The organism is Mongoliitalea lutea (assembly GCF_014652135.1).
In the GTDB taxonomy this organism is placed as follows: domain Bacteria; phylum Bacteroidota; class Bacteroidia; order Cytophagales; family Cyclobacteriaceae; genus Mongoliitalea; species Mongoliitalea lutea.
The window spans coordinates 36,655-54,523 of the sequence record NZ_BMYF01000003.1; the positions used below are offsets into that span (position 1 = coordinate 36,655).

Here is a 17,869-nt window from a genome sequence, read left to right on the forward strand (position 1 = left end):
GGGTGAATTGTTTAAAAAAAAACCGGGACTTTTGCCCCGGTTCAGTTGGTTTAGTAATCCTTCGTCTCTTACAGACTTACGTATTTTATAAATTCTACACGGGCCTTTTCATCTTGCTCAAATTTACCTGAGTAAAAAGAGGTGACCGTGGAACTGTTGACATCCTGTATACCTCGTGAGCTAACGCACATGTGGTGTGCATCGATGATCACGGCAATATCATCTGTGCCGAGCAACTCTTTCAATTCATTTCCAATTTGCATGGTCAAACGCTCCTGTACTTGAGGTCTCTTGGCGTAATACTGGACTATTCTGTTGATTTTGGAAAGCCCAATTACTTGTCCATTCGAAATATATGCCACATGTGCCTTTCCGTAGATTGGGACAAAGTGGTGCTCGCAGTTGGAAAAGAAGGTGATATCCTTCTCCACGAGCATTTCATTGTATTTGTATTTGTTGTCGAATAGCTTCACATCCGGCTTGTTTTTAGGGTCTAACCCACTAAAAATCTCCTGTATGTACATTTTAGCTACTCTTCTTGGGGTACCCTTCAGACTGTCATCTGTCAGGTCTAAGCCAAGCACGTGCATGATTTCACGGAAGTGTTTTTCGATAAGCTCCATTTTAAGCTCATCATCCATTTCAAAAGCATCTGCTCTTAATGGCGTTTCTGTGGAAGTTCCAATGTGCTCGTCACCTAGTTCGTCAATTAAGTGTTCGGAATTAGATATTCCCATCGTATTCAACAAAGTTTCTTTCTGTTTCATATAGTCGAATGGTTAGTTCATATTTGTGATCAATTTTTTCCCTCAGAATATTCCAAATAACCACTGCAATATTTTCCGCAGAGGGATTAAGATTTTTAAATTCATCGGTGTCAAGATTTAAGTTTTTATGGTCAAATTTATTGAGTACATGTTCTTTGATCAGGTCACTCAATACTTTCATATCAAATACATAGCCAGAATCAGGATCGATAGGACCAAGCAATTTGACTATTAACTCATAATTGTGACCATGATAATACTTATTATTACACTTTCCGAAATAAGCTTCATTTTGCTCATCGGTCCAATTAGGGTTGTGTAATCTATGGGCAGCATTGAAATGCTCTTTTCTGTAAACGGCTATTTTCATCAGTTTAAGAACAGTGCTTTTGAAATTTTTGTTTAATATTCATTACAAATGTTTAAACAAATTATTTAATGAACTGAAAATCAATTGCTTTAAATTGAGTTTAACTACAATAAATCTATCAATCAGTCAGTCAAACATGCAAAATGCCTTTATCAGTTCCCTGTATACCGAGATTAAATCAGGATGAATGTCGAAAAAACCGCAATAAACTTGGATTCTCCAATTTGGCTAATAAAAGCTACTCATATGAGTATTTGAGGGTTGGTAGTTGCCCATAGAAATAGGCCTTTGATCAGTTTAAAAACTAAAGGGGGGAAAAGAGTTTGATTTTTTATGAAGTATTTGGAACTTAGGGACTTCGGTCCATGGTTATTAAACCGTCGATTCCTTCATCCAAAAGTAAAACTACCCCAGTACATGCGTATTATCGCTCTTAGTTGGATACTTCTTTTTGGAAGTTCCTTTACCCAACCTATTTACAATGCTGCAACAGCAAAAGACGAATCAAGGCCCCTTTCCATTGTCGATGAACTTTGGGGACAACTTCAAGCCACAGAACAGCCATTTGAACTCCCTTCTAAAGATGTCTTGGAGTTAGGAGTCAAAGGCTACTTACTCTTAGTCGATTCTGAAGCCATAGAAGAAGGTAAGCCATTGGCGGTGATTGATTTTTCGCTGCCATCTTCTCAAAAGCGGTTATGGATAGTAGATATTAGCAATGGAACACTGATTCACAATGGGTACGTGGCACATGGGAGAAATTCTGGAGAACTGATGGCTCAGAGCTTTTCCAATCGTCATTCCTCCTATATGAGCAGTTTGGGTTTCTATCGTACAGCCGAAACCTATCAAGGTAAACATGGCTATTCTCTTCGGTTAGATGGCTTGGAAAAAGGATTCAATGATCAGGCAAGAGAGCGGGCGGTGGTTATTCATGGAGCAGACTATGCACGAGAAGATTTTATCAAGCAAACAGGCCGCCTAGGAAGAAGTTTGGGTTGTCCTGCTTTACCTACCGAAGAAAGTAAGTATCTAATTGATGTCGTCAAAGAAGGGGCCTTATTGTTTATCTTTGCCGAAGATGAAGATTACTTAAGTCAATCCAATTTGATCAATGCTTAAACATTTTTTTCTTACCTTGACTTAAGTTAAGGAACGTTTTATCAAATTATGTGGGAGTTTAAAAAAGAAAAAATAGTAGAGATTATCGATTTTTTTAACGAGATGTTAAGTTTTAGGCTTTTTTCTATTGGGGAAAGCGCTTTGACAGTAGGACTGTTGTTGACTATTTCCATTTCTATTTTCGTGTTGTTTATAGCAGCCGAATGGATTCGCAGAGTTTTGGTCAATCGGGTCTTGAGGCGGTATTCCTTGGAAATGGGTACCCGTCAATCGGTAGGAAAAATTGTCAAATACATTTTAATTATTGCAGGTCTATTTTCAATCTTACAGACCAATGGCATCGATTTAAGTGCTTTTGGCATACTGGCAGGTGCATTGGGTGTAGGTATTGGTTTTGGTCTCCAAAATATCACCAACAATTTTATCAGTGGATTAATCATTCTCTTTGAGCAGCCGATCAAATTAGGTGATAGAATTGAAGTGGGGGAAATTTCCGGAGATGTGGTCAGTATCTCTGCCCGATCGACCACAGTGGTCACCAATGACAATATTTCCGTCATTATTCCAAATTCTCAGTTTATTGATTCTCAGGTAATCAATTGGTCACATAATGAGCGCAAGGTACGATTTAATTTTCCTGTGGGTGTGTCTTACAAAGAGGACCCCGAAAAAGTGAAGGATGTACTGATGGCAGTGGCTATGGCCCATTCATCGGTTCTTCAGGACCCCAGACCTGATGTTTTGTTCGATGAATTTGATGATAGCAGTCTAAATTTCACACTCAGAGTTTGGACGATCGATTACATTAATAAGCCCAAGGTGTTGAAATCTGAGTTGTATTTTGAGATTTTCAAACGCTTCAAAGAAGAAAATATCGAAATTCCTTTTCCTCAGCGAGACATTCATATTGTAAGTGGTGCTGAAAAATTGAAATATTAAAGATTTTTGCATTTCTTTATTCCCGAAAAGTAGACCTACGTGTCATTAATTACCTGATGAAAAAGCTTATTTTACTTGTTGTGTTTATGTGTGCGGGTGAACTTGCTTTTTCCCAAAGCTTTTACAGGTATCGATTTGAGGCTCCATGGTCTGTATCCGCTTCTGGTGGGTTGACTCAGTATTTTGGTGAGTTATACTCCCTTTGGAGATACAATGAAGGAATTCAACCGGAATGGAATGCTAATATTGCTGTCAGAAAAGTTGTAGGTACTTATACCAAATTACGTTGGGAAGCTTCCCATGTGCGTATGTCCGGTCAGGACCCCCCCGCAGATCCTAGGAGTTTTCGATCTCCCCGAAACCTGCATTTTAGAGCCCGAAATTGGGAAACAGCTTTGATCGGTGAATTTCACTTGAAACCAGTGAAGGTATATAATATTACGCGGAATTTCGTCAACTTTTATGCATTTGCAGGGGTAGGGGTGTCCACCAATGACCCCCAAGCAGAGTTGAATGGACGTTGGGTAGATTTGAGACCTTTACAAATAGAAAATAATCCTTACAACAAACATATCATCATATTTCCTACTGGCATTGGAATGAAATATAAGGCCAATGTTTGGTCCGATTTTTTTATTGAGCTCAACTATCGCTGGACTTTAACTGATTACCTGGATGATGTGTCAGCATTTAATATCAGTGAGTTTTACATGGACTTGATCCGGGATTATCGATTTGACGGTACGGGAAATCCTGATCGTCTTCGGTTGGCTGTAAGAAACCCTGATTTTATTAACGATGTAACTGGTGAGCCTGATGTTCAGAAAATTCTCGAAAACCGTGGTCGCATCCGAAGAGGTTCTGGTCTCAACGAGCGCTATGACGGTTATCTTACGATCAACTTTGGGGTAGAATTATACCTGTCCAATGATATTTTTGATAACTGGATTTTTAGAAATAGAATCAATGAAAAACGTTTTAGGTTCTGGTAGAAAAAGCGCCTAGATAAAGTTTTGAAATCAAAAAATCGGACTTGAAGAAAAATCATATTTGTTTGTTTCTATTGAAATTATGAGAGATTTTACAAATGAGTTTTTTTCATGAGAATCTCCAGATTAGGATATTTTCTTTCATGCAATTGATAAATTCTAGTTTTAGTGATACCTTAGAGAATCATATTAATTATTTGATTTATACATGAGAAAAGTTTTATTAGTAATTGTTTTGTGTTTGGTTGCGTCACTTTCTTTCGCTCAAAAGCAAGTTCAAAAATCAGGAGAGCCTTATTGGACATCGGGTGGAGAGTGGATTTTCTCCGGTGCAACTGTAGCGGATGCCAATAATGTTCTTCGTTGGGCACCTGTTTTTAATTTTCAAAATTTCTTACACTTTGATCAGTCAGAGAGTTTTGGATGGTTTACAGGGATGAATTTCCGAAATGTGGGATTTATCTTTGACGAGTCTCCTTCTACCCGTAAAAAAGTCAGAACTTATAATCTTGGGATCCCTATTGGAGTCAAATTGGGTAATCTGGATGGCCAATTTATTTTTGCTGGATATGAATTGGAAATGGCCTTTAACTACAGAGAGCGTACCTTCGTAGATGAACGCAGAGTTGACAGATTCAACGTTTGGTTTAGTGATCGGGTTAACTTGTGGCAAAGCTCATTTTTTGCAGGGATTAATTTGCCTGGGGGAACCAATTTAAAAATCAAATACTATCCTACGGAATTCTTCAATCGTAGTTTTTCGACCACAGATCCTGTTACGGGTGCTATCAGCCGACCGTATGAAAACTTTCAGGCCAATGTATTTTATGTGTCTCTGAGTTTTGATGTTATGAAGCGAGGGAAGTTTAATTTTTGAGGAAAGAAGGGAGGGATAAGAGACGAGAAAGCTCGCAGAATACACGGAAAACGCAGAAAATTCGCATTGCGAGTGTCGAAAAGAAGTAAGAGATAGAGTCAAGACTCCAATGTCATGTCTTTTCAAGTAATAATGGAGAAAAACCATTAAGGGATTAAGGGAATTAAGGTTTTTATGAATCACTGGTTTGAAAGGGGAATATATAAATTTCTGATTTTTTATTATTCACTATTCCCCAATTGCCGGGGCTTAAAAGCCACGGCAATTGATGGGTGTATGCTTTGGAAATTCGGCGAAGTTTTGTCTACAAATTTCGATGACAGTCGTCGGTTAAAACCAACTAAACAGAATTTCTAAATGGAAAGCAGTACTTGAACTCCTAATCCACATGTTAACATTTAACAATTAACAGCTGAAATCACTTCCTTAGGTTCACAGGAAAATAGAGCCATTCTTCATTCCTAATTTGTTCACTGTTCCCAGCTTGTCACAGCTTACTCTTCACTACTCACTTAGCTGTTCACTGCCCACTGTTTACCACGCACCTTTCACTACTCATAAGCGCCAACCTTTACTTTTTTTATTTCCTCATTTGACTGAATGCTTGGGAAGTACATGAGTTCTATTGTGGCGGGATTGAGGGTGTAGGTGCCTTCAAATCTTGGGATCAATGAAATGGAGAAGGTGTAGTTTCCTTTGGGTAGCTTTTCACAAAAGATAGCTGTTTGCTCAGGGAAGTATTCGCGGTGACTTTCAACCCAATGATTTGATTTTTTTTCTGCATAAGAGCAAGAGCCTGGAATGGGTACGTTGATCATGACAAAGGACGCATCTTCTTTCACCTTTACTTCAACTTGTATTTCTATTTCTTCACCCGCTTTCCAGTATGCTTGATTGCCATTTGCATCAGTAGTTGCTATTTCGAAAACTCCTGCTGATTTTATGGGATTGGACTCCCAATACCTTTCATAGTAGGAGTAATATACAGGAGTTGGGCCTGTCTTTATTAGCTTGATTTCTCCTTCATCTGTTATCGTTGTGTTCTTAGATAACTCTAAAAGTTCATTTTTGGTATCGCTGACCAATTGTATCGAAGAACCTGATTCTCCTGTGAGTGTTGGCAGTTCTTGCATGAGATTTTCGATGATTTGAGCACTTTCAAAAGTATTGGCCCAGCCAAAACTTCCTCTTTTTTCCAAGAGATAGTTTCGAGTGCTCGCTAACAATCTTTTTTCATCCGGACGTAGCCGTTGGATGATTTTGTAGGCTAAAATCGTGTGCTGAATATCATTGTGAACGATATTAAATCCATATTCTCCAGCTCCAAAATAGGAGTTACCTAGGATAGACTTTCTTTCATACTGGAGTAATTCCGCAACGTCAAAGGGGATATCCAATCTGCTTTTCAGCTCCATCAGTCTGATTCGTTCCATGAGCGTTGATTGTGAGGAGGTTTCTAGCTTATTTACCCAATCCAGGGTATCAAATGTGGCACCCATCACTAGTAAAGCGTTTCCGATTTGGAGCTTTTCAGTCCACTCTTCGGCATATTCTAATTGCCATATCAAGCTGGCTTCAAGATCTTTTTGGTTGATTTTAAGGGAATATCCTTCTTCTTTGGCCTGAAATAAAGCTTCGAGCACATGTTGAGTGATCCAAAGGTTACTTGTGGAATGCTCCCACCATCCCCAAAAGCCATTTTTCCCTTGAGTTTTTTCCAATTGTTTGATGATCCGTTCTATTTCCGTATCCTGTTGAAAGGATTCATCTTTAAGTTTGGCCAGGGATTTTGCAGCCAAGAGTGCTTTTAATTTGGAGGCCAATTGTTCGTTACAGTCATATTTGTAGGTATGGACGAAAGATATTTCCTCTGCTAAGATGGATTGTAAATCAGAATGGAGGTACAAAGTTCCAAAAGGTAGATTAGGGTCTTTTTGTATACTGACAACCGTATCATTTTCTAGTATAGCGAAATGTCCTTTTGCTGTTTCCAATCCTTTTGGGAAAACCGGTATTTCCCGTAATTCACCATCTTCATAGCTTGTTTCAGCTCTTTGGAGACTATACTCAATACTCAAAGAATTCTCTGCTATAATCAATAGGCTATCTAATTGAATCTGCGCTACTGAAATGGCTGGAAGCTCTTGCTGAAGGCCATCAACACTGAAACTACGGGTAACTTCACTCGGACTTGGGAGATAATTAATCGTTTTTCCGATGACCCATGAGCTATCTCCTTGTATTAAAAACCTTGGTACGCTTAACTGGGCGGCTAATGGCAACATTGCCTTGATGCTACCTTGTGTTTGCCCTGTCCGCTTTTGATTTCCCATGGCTAGATAGAACGACTGCCAAGCGGTTATATCGTCAGGGAACTGGATTTTAAAGCTGGCTTTTCCGTCTTTGTCTGTTCGTAGCTTGGGTTGCCAAAATGCAGCATCCGAGAAGTTTTGACGAATAGATACCTTCTTTTTCAACGACTCTCCCCATAATTCTTCACTCAGGTAGGAGGGATCATTTTTAATACCTACAGATACTGCTTCAGATGTCATCAGGATTATAGCCCCGTTGCTTCCTGCTTGTCCAAATCGTGCAATGGCTTCTTTTGATTCGAGCCACTCCATACTTGAGATTTCATCAGGGCTGATCGAGGAAAAATCTCCCAGAAAAACACTTCCATTGAGTATAATCAGTGGTGGTACTCCTTGTCCTTTACTCGCTGTCCCTCTAATTATAACTTGTTTAGGAGATACCGCAATTCCTTGTACACTTCCATAGAGACTGCTAGAAATATCTATTGGAACCACAAGAGCTTCTTCATAACTTATGGCGTTACTCATCGCTTCTTGCCTTCTTTCTTGGCCACCATAGCCTGTGATGATAATTTCTTCTAAGGCTTGCGTATCTTCTTTTAGGTAGATATTCAGGTTTCTTTCTTTGAAGACAGAAACCTCTTCCGGTGAAAATCCTATAAATGTAATTATCAACTCATGGGAAGTATAAGGAACTGTTAACGAAAAATATCCATTGATATCAGTAGCAGTGCCATAGTTTGTCCCTTTGATCTGTATAAGTGCACCGGGCAAAGGTTGTAAGTCTGAATGATCAAAAACATAACCTGACACCATTTTTCCAGGTCCTGAATAGGGATATTTTGAGAAATAGCTACGATTAAGTTCCGATACCAATTTTTGCTCTTCGGAGATACTTAAGTTTTTATTGAACACATATTGCACCAAGGTCTGTGCGACGTTACTGCTAAACTCATCCTTTTCTTCCAGGGAAAAAAATCGTAATCGAAGGTAGTTCAAGCCATTGTTTTTAACTTCTATCGAATCACGGTACAGATACTTCATACCTTGGTAGAATTGCGTCATTTCATAAAAACCTGGTGCAAGATTAGAAAATACGGTACTGCTACCGGGAAATACCCAGACTTTACTAGCGTCTTCTTTGTGGCGAAGAACAGTTGTTATCGGTGGAGTTGCTTCATCTGAGTTTTCGCTGATTCCTGCAACTATCAATCTCCCTTTATGATCACGGTTATTGTAAGGGTATCGGTATTGGATATTTTGTCTTCGTTTTTCTTGTAAATACCTTTCCCAAAGTTGTTCGAGCCGGTTTTCGGACCATGCGAAGTCCTGTAGGGGAAAGATGTGTTGGGAAGCATTTAAATGCCTGGGAAATTCTGCCGTTTTGATTTCTCTCATTTTGACAACGGAGGCCTGAAACTCATATTCCATTGCTGGTTCATGCAAGAGCGTATGGTTGTATCCACCCAGCAGCTGGTACGTGTATGTTCCAGCTATTGGGCCAGAAAGAATTCTTTTGCCATATTGTGTTCCAGGTATTCCAAGGAAATGGATTTGGTTGCCTTTTTTCAGGTAGGCGAATCGTTCAGTGGGAATATTTTTGAGAGGAAAAATATATGGATAGAGGGACCTTTTTTCTTGCTCAGTTAGATGTTTTTCCATGGTAATTTTTTCCAAAGGACCCTTATATGTTTCCAGATCTATAGAAAAAATCGTTTTAAATCCTTTTTTAAATTCCAAGTCATTCAGCGTTACTAAATAATCAGATGTACGAATTTTCACTTGGTGTTTTCCAGGATTTACAGGGAAGGAGTAGGGACTTTGAATTGAATTCCAGTCAAAATAAACCGGCACATTGTCTATATAAATGATTGCAGCGGACTGAGGTTGACCATTAATAAATAGGAAGGGAGCAAATTGGGTGATACTATCGGGGTCCATAGCATGATGTTCATAGCGCTTTTCTTGAGGGAATAGAAATTTGTAATATTCAATCGAGTCAATATGGGCCAATACTTGCCAGGTTCTTAAGTCTAATTGTTGAGTAACCTGCTGAAGTTTTTTAGGTTGACTATTAAAACTATTGATAAAAGTTTTTCCAGACCTTGATTTTTCAAAACTGGGAACAGAAGGTGGGGAATAGTTGAATTTTTTGGTCAAAGCAAAAGCAGTGACATCTACATCAGGTACCGGATTATTTTTGTAATCAGTCACTTGGAGATTGATGGTGCTTTCTTGACCTGGAGTAATGATGTTAGGTTCTTCCAATTGAATAGTCAACTTTTTTTTTCGAAGAGGGACTCCATAGGTTGCTTTGACCATTTCCCCTGCCCAGAGATAATTTATGTTGATATAATGGTTTTGACGGCTGCTGGTTTTTCTTGAGATCGCCAGGTCTGTATCATAGCCAGATTCAATGAGTTTATTCTTCTTAAACAGATGGTAATTAACCGGTAGTTGTCGGGGATTCCTAACTAATAGTTGAAGTTGATGAGGCGTTCGTTCCGTATAGACTTGAACAAGAGGTATTTCTTCACTCAATGAAAATGTCTGCGAGTATTGATCAGAAGATATCCGATAATGAGAAAAATGAGTGTGGATTGGGGTTTTTAGGGGCAGCTCTCCTTCAACAATGGCTACCTCATTCCCAAACTTATCCAATCCAACTATAGTGGCCGACTTGATAGGGTTTACAAAAGATCCATTCGCTTTAAATATAATGGTATCCATACCCATTTCCATTTCAAATGGATCTCCGAAATGTTTATAGGTCACTTGTACTTGGTCTTGCCGAGCTTCGTTATCGGCTGTTAGTAGCTTGACATCTATGGTGTAAGTAAAGTCAGCGGCCGGAAAGTTTTTGGGGTCAATGGTCAGCTGCGTGGGTCTATCTGGAAGTAGCTTTTGTTCGATGACAGCTAGGGTGTCCGGTATAAAAAGTACAGATTGATGATAGGATATTGGCTGATTTGGGGATATTACGGCCTGAATCCGGCCATCTTTGATCAAAAGACCGTTATCATCTTTGGCAGAGATGTTAATGGAAAGGTTTTCATCCTGTTGATGATGATGCTTTGTGGTTTGAAGCTGCAATGCGATTTTATTCAACTCATATGCTTCGTAATAAAATCGGTTGTCGATCAATGATCTATCTTTAGCATCTCTTAGTTCTATCCTGTAACTTTTATCAAGCCTTAAATCCAAGGAATCTTGAAGAAGAAATTGGTATTCAAATGCCCCTTTCCTGTAGGCTTGTAATTCTCCCAGAAAAATAGGCTCGGATCCTCCCATTAGATAGGCTTTGGCTTGATTTTGTTTGGGATTACCTTGATGATTGCTAATAAATGCCTTGAAAAAAACACTGTCTTGCGGTTGGTATTTCGGTTTGTTGAAAACTAGGAATCCTTTTGGGTATTTTCTGTTGTCACCCCACCAATTGCAATGGCTATCATCAAATAAGCAGGCCGTGCGGTGATAAGCTTTTTCAAAAAAACGAGAAGTTTGATAGATACTACCCCTCGGATATCCATATTTGATGGATTGATAACTATCCACAGGAACTTTTGCAATGAAATATACAGGCTTCCAAATGTATTGGAAAGGACTTTTGTAAAGTAATTTTTGTCCATTCCTTTTTACCCAAGAGTTATTTCTTGATTTAGTAAGCTCAAAAAATGATACCATTTCTTGGTAATTAACCACAAGCAATCCATCCGTATTTGACTTTCTTTTGCTATATGTTTGAGTAGCTGGGTCAAAAGGAATTTTTTTGGACCCAATGCTGACTTTTGCATCATTCATTATATTTCCGGCAGTATCAACTAATTGAATTAGTAAATCTTGCTCATTATTCAGGATGTGAAGTTGAAGATTTTGAATAGAAAAGAGTGTGGTTACCTGCTGATTTTGAATGCTAAATGTTTCTAAGTAATGACCAAGTGGAAGTTTATTGGTGTAATCACTGTCCGTTGGAAAGGAATCAACTAAAGTGTGAAAGTAGGATTTGGCGATACTAGTTGGCTTGTTTTGATAGAGTATTTCAGCTTCTTGGTTGGATAATTGAAAAATATAGGTGTAATAACTGCTCTGCCTGCTCTGTAATAAATCCTGCGCCTGCGTCAAGGTAAGCCCGACTCCAAATCCCAAAAACTGAAGAAAGAGGAAAAAGAAAAATTTTGCTCTCAGAAGAATATTATAACTTATCATACGAAAAATCAAGGCCAAATCTGTTTAGTGATGAATTACCTACCTATTTAAATTAAAAAATGGAAAAATGCAAACGCTAGGATATATGAAAAAAGATGTCGGGGTACCTCTCTTTCCACATTATCTCACCACTGTTCACTGCTAACTATTCACTTCCAATGCTGGGGATTAAAATCCACGGCTATTGATAGGCGTATTTCCTTGAAGAGTATTTGAATCTCAACTAATAACATTCAATTCATTCGTAGGTTAAAACCCACTGACGAAAGTTAGACCAAATTGCCTCTTGATTCCCTAATTGTTCACTTCCCACCCTAGAAGATCTGTAGAATCCCTTCATTCTAAATTCTTCATTCTTAATTGTGTCACTGCCCACAGCTAACTGTTCACTTCCAATGCCGGGGATTAAAATCCACGGCTATTGATAGGCGTATTTCCTTGAAGAGTATTTGAATCTCAACTAATAACATTCAATTCATTCGTAGGTTAAAACCCACTGACGAAAGTTAGACCAAATTGTCTCTTGATTCCCTAATTGTTCACTTCCCACCCTAGAAGATCTGTAGAATCCCTTCATTCTAAATTCTTCATTCCACATTCTTAATTGTGTCACTGCCCACTGTTCACTGTTGTCACTGCCCACTGTTCACTGCCCACTGCTCACTGCTTTTACTCTCTATTCCTCACAAAAATCAGCTTATTCCTTCCTTTACTGCCTTCCCGTTGCTCGATTTCGAATTGGGGAAGGGAGTGAATGAGCGGGGTAAGTTTTTGGAAACCAAAATTACGGGCATCGAAATTGGGCTGCTTTTTCTGTAGCAGATTGCCAACATCTCCCATAAATGCCCATCCATCATCATCTGCTAAATCTGAAATAGTATTGTATATCAAGCGAATCAATTTCGGTCCTACTTTGTCTACATTTGCTTTTTTACTTTCCTTGGATTTTTCAGGGGAACTTTCCTGATCTTCTTTTTGAAGGATTTCCACATAGATGAATTTATCGCAAGCGACTATGAAAGGGTCAGGAGTTTTTTTCTCACCCATACCTATCACCAACATGCCTGCTTCTCGTAGACGTGTTGCCAATCGGGTAAAATCGCTGTCACTGGAAACGAGGCAGAAGCCATTGACTTTCTCAGAATACAAAATGTCCATGGCATCAATAATCATAGCGGAGTCTGTGGCATTCTTTCCAGTAGTATAACCGTATTGTTGGATTGGAGTGATGGCATTTTCTAGCAAAATATTTTTCCATTTACCTAAATGAGGCTTGGTCCAATCACCGTAAATGCGCTTGATGGTAGGGTTGCCGTACTTGGCAATTTCTTCCATCATCTCCTTAATAGGCTGTGAGGAAACATTATCGGCATCAATTAATACGGCAATTTTGATATCTTTATCCATGGGTAAACTCGTGTTTGCACTCAATATATAACTATTTTACACAAGAGTGAAGTTTTCTTTGAATTGCTTGAAAGATAAAACATAACTTTGTGTTACGAATGATGAACATGCAAACTAAAAACAAACAAAGCATTCTATCCTATGTCGTAGCTGGCCTGTTGGCTGGGATGTTCAATGGATTGATTATTGGTCTTTATCAAGGTGAATTGGCTTTGTGGTTGGCGGTTGGTACAGGTCTTGGCTTATCTTTTGGTTCTATGATCGCTTGGTGGAAAGTCAAGCAACAAAATAAAAAATCTTAATTTTTTAAGACCTTTCTTCCATCATTTTTGTAAGTTGCAATATAAAATTTTAGCAAAATGAAGAAGCTTTTAGTAGTTACAGGTGGGGGAGACTGCCCTGGTTTAAATGCTGTGATACGAGGAATTGCCAAGCGCGCCAAAAAAGAAAATGATTGGGAAGTATATGGCAGTAAGGAAGGATTTGTAGGTGTTTGGAGTGAGCCAACTGAATTATTGAAATTGACCAAATCGAAGACGGCAGGAATCCATGTCAAAGGTGGGACGATTTTAAAGACCACTAACCGTGCAGATCCCTTGCATTATCCTGTCAAAGATGAGCATGGAAATATCGTTATCGTAGATAAAACCAAAGAACTTGCCGAGCGGATCAAAGCACTAGGTTTTGATGCATTGATTAACATTGGAGGGGATGGTTCCCAAAAAATATCCAAAGCACTTTTTGACCATGGTTTGCCAGTTATTGGTGTTCCAAAAACTATTGATAATGATCTTTCAGCTACGGACATGACCTTTGGCTTTCAGACAGCGGTGCAAATTGCTACAGAAAGCTTTGACCGATTGGTAACGACAGCAGAAAGTCACTCTAGGGTCATGATTATGGAGGTGATGGGCAGAGATGCCGGTTGGATTGCCTTGCACACAGCCATTGCAGGTGGTGCAGAGATTTGTTTGATTCCTGAGATTCCTTACGATGTAAAAAAACTAGTCAAACGTATCAATGCGCGGTATGATAATGGAAGAGGTTTTGTGAACGTAGTTATAGCGGAAGGAGCAAAAGCACAAGAGGGCAGCATCGTTGCAAGAGCAGGAGATGAAGGAAGCCGTCATGTGCGCTTGGGCGGAGTTGCTTACCAATTGTCACAGCAATTAAAAGATGCGGGTGTGACTGCCGATATTCGAGAAACAGTCTTAGGACATACCCAACGAGGAGGTACACCGGTTGCATTTGATAGAGTTTTAGCTTCTGTTTTCGGTGTAAAGGCATTTGAAATGGTCCTGAATGGAGATTTTGGGCAAATGGTGGCTTTCAAAAACAATGATTTTGTTTCTGTTCCTTTGGAAGAGGCGACAAGAGATTACAATAAAGTTGGTGAAAGCAATTACTTAATTCAAGCCGCAAAAGGCCTTGGAGTTTCTTTTGGAGATTAAACTGAAAAACTATGAAAAGTTCATTGCTGTACTTTTTTGACAGAGATTTGCAAAAAGTCAAACACGAATTGACATGCTATAAAAAGGAAGGTAATATTTGGAGAGTTGTACCAGATGTCAATAATTCTGCTGGCAACCTGACTTTACATCTGATAGGTAATCTTAACCATTATATTGGTAAAAATATGGGGGATACAGGGTATGTAAGGGATCGAGATAAAGAGTTCTCAACGACTTTTGTACCAAGAGAGGATTTGTTGTTGATGTTGGATGAAACCAACCACATGATTACAGACTCTATTTTACAATTTCCTGAAGATTGGTTTTCAAGAACCTATCCAGGAGGTGCCCTGAAAGAACCGATGACCTATGAGTATTACATGTTCCATTTGGTCAGTCATTTGAATTATCATTTGGGACAAATCAATTATCACAGACGCTTATTGGATCAATAAAAAAAGCCCGACTGAAATAAAGCAGCAAACTTATTTCAATCGGGCTCATTATTTTTTGGAGTAATTATTCCACTTCTTTTAATTCTTGAGGAGCTATTGCTTCGATCCCTACCACTGACTCCAAAAAATCAATGGTTTCTTGCAGGACTGTTTCCCAATCTTGAGAAGTTATAGCCGATGCAATTACGTGGTCTCCTGTTTTAGGGAAAGCCATTTCACGCTTATTGGGGGTAGTAGTTCCCAGCTGTTGGAACATTTCCTGCATTTTTGGAACAGACACCACAAAATCCTGAGCAGAGTCACTTTCGTAGTAATAGCCTAAGAATACAGGCATGTTTACTTTTTCAAAGGTTGGCTGTACCATTTTGCTTCTGAGCAATACAGCTAAGGCTTCGTAACCATTTACATGATAATATTCCGACCAATACTTGGCTTTATCTCCTTCTCGGTTACTTTTGCTGACACCCCCTTTGATTAAAAAATTACTGGCGATGAACTTTGCCCAAGGATTGAAAAATTGTTGGAGACGCTCTCCATATTCTTGGATAGCAGGAGAGTAAAGCACCAATGCTTTCATGTCAGGTCTTTCAGAGGCGAGGACCAAAGAAAGCGCACCACCCATACTGGTTCCGATAACGATAACTTCATTACCCAAACTTTTTCCTATCATGTAAGCTTCTCTTACTGCATCTGTCAAAAGCTGCGCAGACAGATACTCCATAGAGTTTGGTCTTGCAATTCCGTGTTCCGGCAGTCGGGCCAAATAAAGATTGGCTCCAAAATGCTCCGCTACTTTTCTATGGACAGGGTCACCCTCCATTTGACTAGCACCAAACCCATGGATGTAAACAATGGAGTAGGGGGTTTTATTTTTTTGCATGCTGTCAGCCCAGATAATTTTCGCTTGATTTCCAGGCTTCAAAAAGCTGACTGTATCTTCAATACTTTGCACAAAAGACGCTAAAGCTATTCCATCAGTAGGTACTTCAGGATATTCACCGTCCAAGGCTTGGATTTTAGCTTTTGGTCCAAGCATGTAGACTATGGCAAAGGCAATAGCTATTCCAAGGACAACTTTTAAAATGGTTTTCATGGGCTTGTTTAACTAAATTGAATATTCTTTGGTCGATTTAATATTTTCAATGGCAATATAAGCCAAGTTGTTGTTTTGAATGTGAAGGTAAGATTAAAAATAAAAGTATTATTTTCGCCGTATTCGAATGACTATGGAAACACTTACAAAATTCATTGCGCCCCTAGCGGCAATCGGAGTTTTTGCTTGCACAAGCTCATCGGAACAAGGGTTCCAAATCACTCCAGCAGATCTTGAATCCCATATCATCGAACTCTCTGATGATTCCTATTTGGGGAGGATGCCTTTTACTGAAGGAGAAACTAAAACTTTGGCATACATGGAGAAAATTTTCTCTGAGATTGGTGCCGAACCCGGTAACGGGGATAGCTACTTTCAGGATGTACCGATGGTTTCCATTACATCCACAGCAGCGCCAACGATGCAAGTGGTGGGTCCCAAAGGAAAATTGGAACTGAAAGGATTTGAAGATTACGTAATCTGGACACAGCGATTGGATGGAGAACAAGCCTTCAAGGATGCAGAGATGGTCTTTGTTGGGTATGGGATAGTTGCTCCGGAGTATGGATGGAATGATTATGCTGACCTAGATGTCAAGGATAAGATCGTTGTGATGTTGGTCAATGATCCGGGATATGGGCAAGAAAATACCGATTTATTCAATGGGAATACCATGACTTATTATGGTAGATGGACCTATAAATTAGAGGAAGCTGCCAAGCAAGGTGCTTTGGGTGCTCTAATCATCCACGAAACAGAGGCTGCTAGCTATGGTTTTGGAGTAGTTCAGAATAACTGGAATGGTACTAAATTATATTTGGATAACCGAGGAAAGGATGTTTATCAAGCGGCCTTTGAAGGTTGGGTAAGTACAGAAACTGCCAATAAGTTGTTTGATTTAGCTGGTCTATCGAGTGTAGAATTAGTTGAACAGGCCAAATTGCCAGGATTCAAAGGGAAATCCATGGGGCTGAAAGCAAGTTCCTCCATCAGTGCAGAAGGCAAATTTGATGTTTCAAAAAACTTCATAGCAAAAGTTACAGGTACGACACGGCCGAATGAATATATCATCTATTCAGCACATTGGGATCACATTGGTATTGGCACCCCTACTGCGGACGGAGATAGCATTTATAATGGGGCCTTAGATAATGCAACTGGTATTGCTGCTATGTGGGCTTTAGCTAAAGGCTTTATCGAAGGAGAGAAGCCTGAAAGGACAGTAGTGTTTTTAGCTGTAACTGCTGAAGAGCAGGGATTGTGGGGCTCGGCCTACTATGCTCAAAATCCTGTTTATCCAGCTTCCCAAACAGTTGCGAATATCAATATTGATGGTCTCAATATCTTTGGTTCCATGAAGGACATTGCTGTCATAGGAAAAGGACAGTCAGAATTGGATGATATATTGGATAAAATCCTAGCAGAAAAAGAGCGATACTCTTCCGGAGACCCTGCGCCAACAGCAGGTTTGTATTACCGTTCGGACCATTTCAATTTCGCAAAAGTTGGTATCCCCGCCTTGTATGTAGGAACTGGTTCTGATTATCGAAACCCTGAACAGAAAAAGAATGCTGAGATACTTTCAAAAAATTACCATACCCCTTCCGACGAATACGACGCAGAGTTGTGGGATATGGATAGTGCAGTAGAAGATTTGATGGTTTTGTACAAAGTAGGATTAACATTGGCGCAATCCGATAAATGGCCTCAGTGGAAAGAAGGCTCAGAGTTTAAAAATATCCGTGAGCGTTATATGAAAAAATAGATTTAAAAAATGCCCCAGTTTAGTCGCTGGGGTGTTTTTTTAATTTTCCTGTAAGTATTACTAACAAAAAGTTAAGATTTTAGAACCTTTTGTAAGTAGCCTACGTTATGCCAAAC

13 protein-coding genes are annotated in these 17,869 nt (G+C 39.3%); 8 read left to right on the forward strand and 5 right to left on the reverse strand.

Features of this window, described 5'->3' with window-relative positions:
* Window positions 1–68 precede the first annotated feature (68 nt).
* Together folE and IE080_RS03020 are read right to left on the reverse strand one after the other, a co-directional pair.
* Entirely contained in the window at window positions 69–767 is a 699-nt protein-coding gene (gene folE, locus IE080_RS03015; protein ID WP_189578969.1) for a GTP cyclohydrolase I FolE, read from the reverse strand.
* Window positions 724–1,137, reverse strand: coding sequence for a 6-pyruvoyl trahydropterin synthase family protein (locus tag IE080_RS03020; RefSeq protein WP_189578970.1), 414 nt, complete (start codon window positions 1,135–1,137; stop codon window positions 724–726). Before IE080_RS03020 ends, folE begins: the two co-directional genes overlap by 44 nt.
* 417 nt (window positions 1,138–1,554) lie before the next feature.
* On the opposite strand from IE080_RS03020, the gene IE080_RS03025 reads away from it, so the two are divergent.
* From IE080_RS03025 to IE080_RS03040, 4 genes are all read left to right on the forward strand, one after another.
* Complete coding sequence (locus tag IE080_RS03025; protein WP_189578971.1) at window positions 1,555–2,259, forward strand: murein L,D-transpeptidase catalytic domain family protein; 705 nt, start codon at window positions 1,555–1,557, stop codon at window positions 2,257–2,259.
* Window positions 2,260–2,307: 48 nt separating this feature from the next.
* Window positions 2,308–3,198, forward strand: coding sequence for a mechanosensitive ion channel family protein (locus tag IE080_RS03030; RefSeq protein WP_189578972.1), 891 nt, complete (start codon window positions 2,308–2,310; stop codon window positions 3,196–3,198).
* Between the two features lie 56 nt (window positions 3,199–3,254).
* Entirely contained in the window at window positions 3,255–4,190 is a 936-nt protein-coding gene (locus tag IE080_RS03035; protein WP_189578973.1) for an SAM domain-containing protein, read from the forward strand.
* 205 nt (window positions 4,191–4,395) lie between these two features.
* Window positions 4,396–5,064, forward strand: a complete 669-nt coding sequence (locus IE080_RS03040; protein ID WP_189578974.1) for a hypothetical protein — start codon at window positions 4,396–4,398, stop codon at window positions 5,062–5,064.
* A 551-nt stretch (window positions 5,065–5,615) separates the two neighbouring features.
* Here the strand turns inward: IE080_RS03040 and IE080_RS03045 are convergent.
* Both IE080_RS03045 and IE080_RS03050 read right to left on the reverse strand, forming a co-directional pair.
* Window positions 5,616–11,582: a carboxypeptidase-like regulatory domain-containing protein gene (locus tag IE080_RS03045; RefSeq protein ID WP_189578975.1), complete on the reverse strand. Its 5,967-nt coding sequence runs from the start codon at window positions 11,580–11,582 to the stop codon at window positions 5,616–5,618.
* A 669-nt stretch (window positions 11,583–12,251) separates the two neighbouring features.
* Complete coding sequence (locus IE080_RS03050) at window positions 12,252–12,989, reverse strand: NYN domain-containing protein (protein ID WP_189578976.1); 738 nt, start codon at window positions 12,987–12,989, stop codon at window positions 12,252–12,254.
* 107 nt (window positions 12,990–13,096) lie between these two features.
* Here IE080_RS03050 and IE080_RS03055 point away from each other — a divergent pair, with 107 nt between their 5' ends.
* Genes IE080_RS03055 through IE080_RS03065 form a run of 3 tightly spaced genes read left to right on the forward strand, consistent with a single transcriptional unit; the run spans window position 13,097 to window position 14,895 of the window.
* The gene (locus IE080_RS03055) at window positions 13,097–13,291 is read left to right on the forward strand and encodes a hypothetical protein (protein ID WP_229800476.1); all 195 of its coding nucleotides are present in this window, start codon (window positions 13,097–13,099) and stop codon (window positions 13,289–13,291) included.
* Window positions 13,292–13,348: 57 nt separating this feature from the next.
* Window positions 13,349–14,440, forward strand: a complete 1,092-nt coding sequence (locus IE080_RS03060; protein ID WP_189578978.1) for a 6-phosphofructokinase — start codon at window positions 13,349–13,351, stop codon at window positions 14,438–14,440.
* 11 nt (window positions 14,441–14,451) lie between these two features.
* The gene (locus IE080_RS03065; RefSeq protein WP_189578979.1) at window positions 14,452–14,895 is read left to right on the forward strand and encodes a DinB family protein; all 444 of its coding nucleotides are present in this window, start codon (window positions 14,452–14,454) and stop codon (window positions 14,893–14,895) included.
* 64 nt (window positions 14,896–14,959) lie between these two features.
* Here IE080_RS03065 and IE080_RS03070 read toward each other — a convergent pair whose 3' ends face one another.
* Window positions 14,960–15,988, reverse strand: a complete 1,029-nt coding sequence (locus IE080_RS03070) for an alpha/beta hydrolase (RefSeq protein ID WP_189578980.1) — start codon at window positions 15,986–15,988, stop codon at window positions 14,960–14,962.
* 133 nt (window positions 15,989–16,121) lie between these two features.
* Between IE080_RS03070 and IE080_RS03075 the strand changes: the two genes are divergently transcribed.
* Complete coding sequence (locus IE080_RS03075) at window positions 16,122–17,753, forward strand: M28 family metallopeptidase (RefSeq protein WP_229800477.1); 1,632 nt, start codon at window positions 16,122–16,124, stop codon at window positions 17,751–17,753.
* Window positions 17,754–17,869: the final 116 nt, after the last annotated feature.

Coding starts and splice junctions, on each gene's coding strand:
- IE080_RS03075 (WP_229800477.1), top strand. CDS start 16,122: ATGGAAACACTTACAAAATTCATTGCGCCCCTAGCGGCAATCGGAGTT.
- IE080_RS03055 (WP_229800476.1), top strand. CDS start 13,097: ATGCAAACTAAAAACAAACAAAGCATTCTATCCTATGTCGTAGCTGGC.
- IE080_RS03020 (WP_189578970.1), bottom strand. CDS start 1,137: ATGAAAATAGCCGTTTACAGAAAAGAGCATTTCAATGCTGCCCATAGA.
- IE080_RS03070 (WP_189578980.1), bottom strand. CDS start 15,988: ATGAAAACCATTTTAAAAGTTGTCCTTGGAATAGCTATTGCCTTTGCC.
- IE080_RS03065 (WP_189578979.1), top strand. CDS start 14,452: ATGAAAAGTTCATTGCTGTACTTTTTTGACAGAGATTTGCAAAAAGTC.
- IE080_RS03045 (WP_189578975.1), bottom strand. CDS start 11,582: ATGATAAGTTATAATATTCTTCTGAGAGCAAAATTTTTCTTTTTCCTC.
- IE080_RS03025 (WP_189578971.1), top strand. CDS start 1,555: ATGCGTATTATCGCTCTTAGTTGGATACTTCTTTTTGGAAGTTCCTTT.
- IE080_RS03060 (WP_189578978.1), top strand. CDS start 13,349: ATGAAGAAGCTTTTAGTAGTTACAGGTGGGGGAGACTGCCCTGGTTTA.
- folE (WP_189578969.1), bottom strand. CDS start 767: ATGAAACAGAAAGAAACTTTGTTGAATACGATGGGAATATCTAATTCC.
- IE080_RS03050 (WP_189578976.1), bottom strand. CDS start 12,989: ATGGATAAAGATATCAAAATTGCCGTATTAATTGATGCCGATAATGTT.
- IE080_RS03030 (WP_189578972.1), top strand. CDS start 2,308: ATGTGGGAGTTTAAAAAAGAAAAAATAGTAGAGATTATCGATTTTTTT.
- IE080_RS03040 (WP_189578974.1), top strand. CDS start 4,396: ATGAGAAAAGTTTTATTAGTAATTGTTTTGTGTTTGGTTGCGTCACTT.
- IE080_RS03035 (WP_189578973.1), top strand. CDS start 3,255: ATGAAAAAGCTTATTTTACTTGTTGTGTTTATGTGTGCGGGTGAACTT.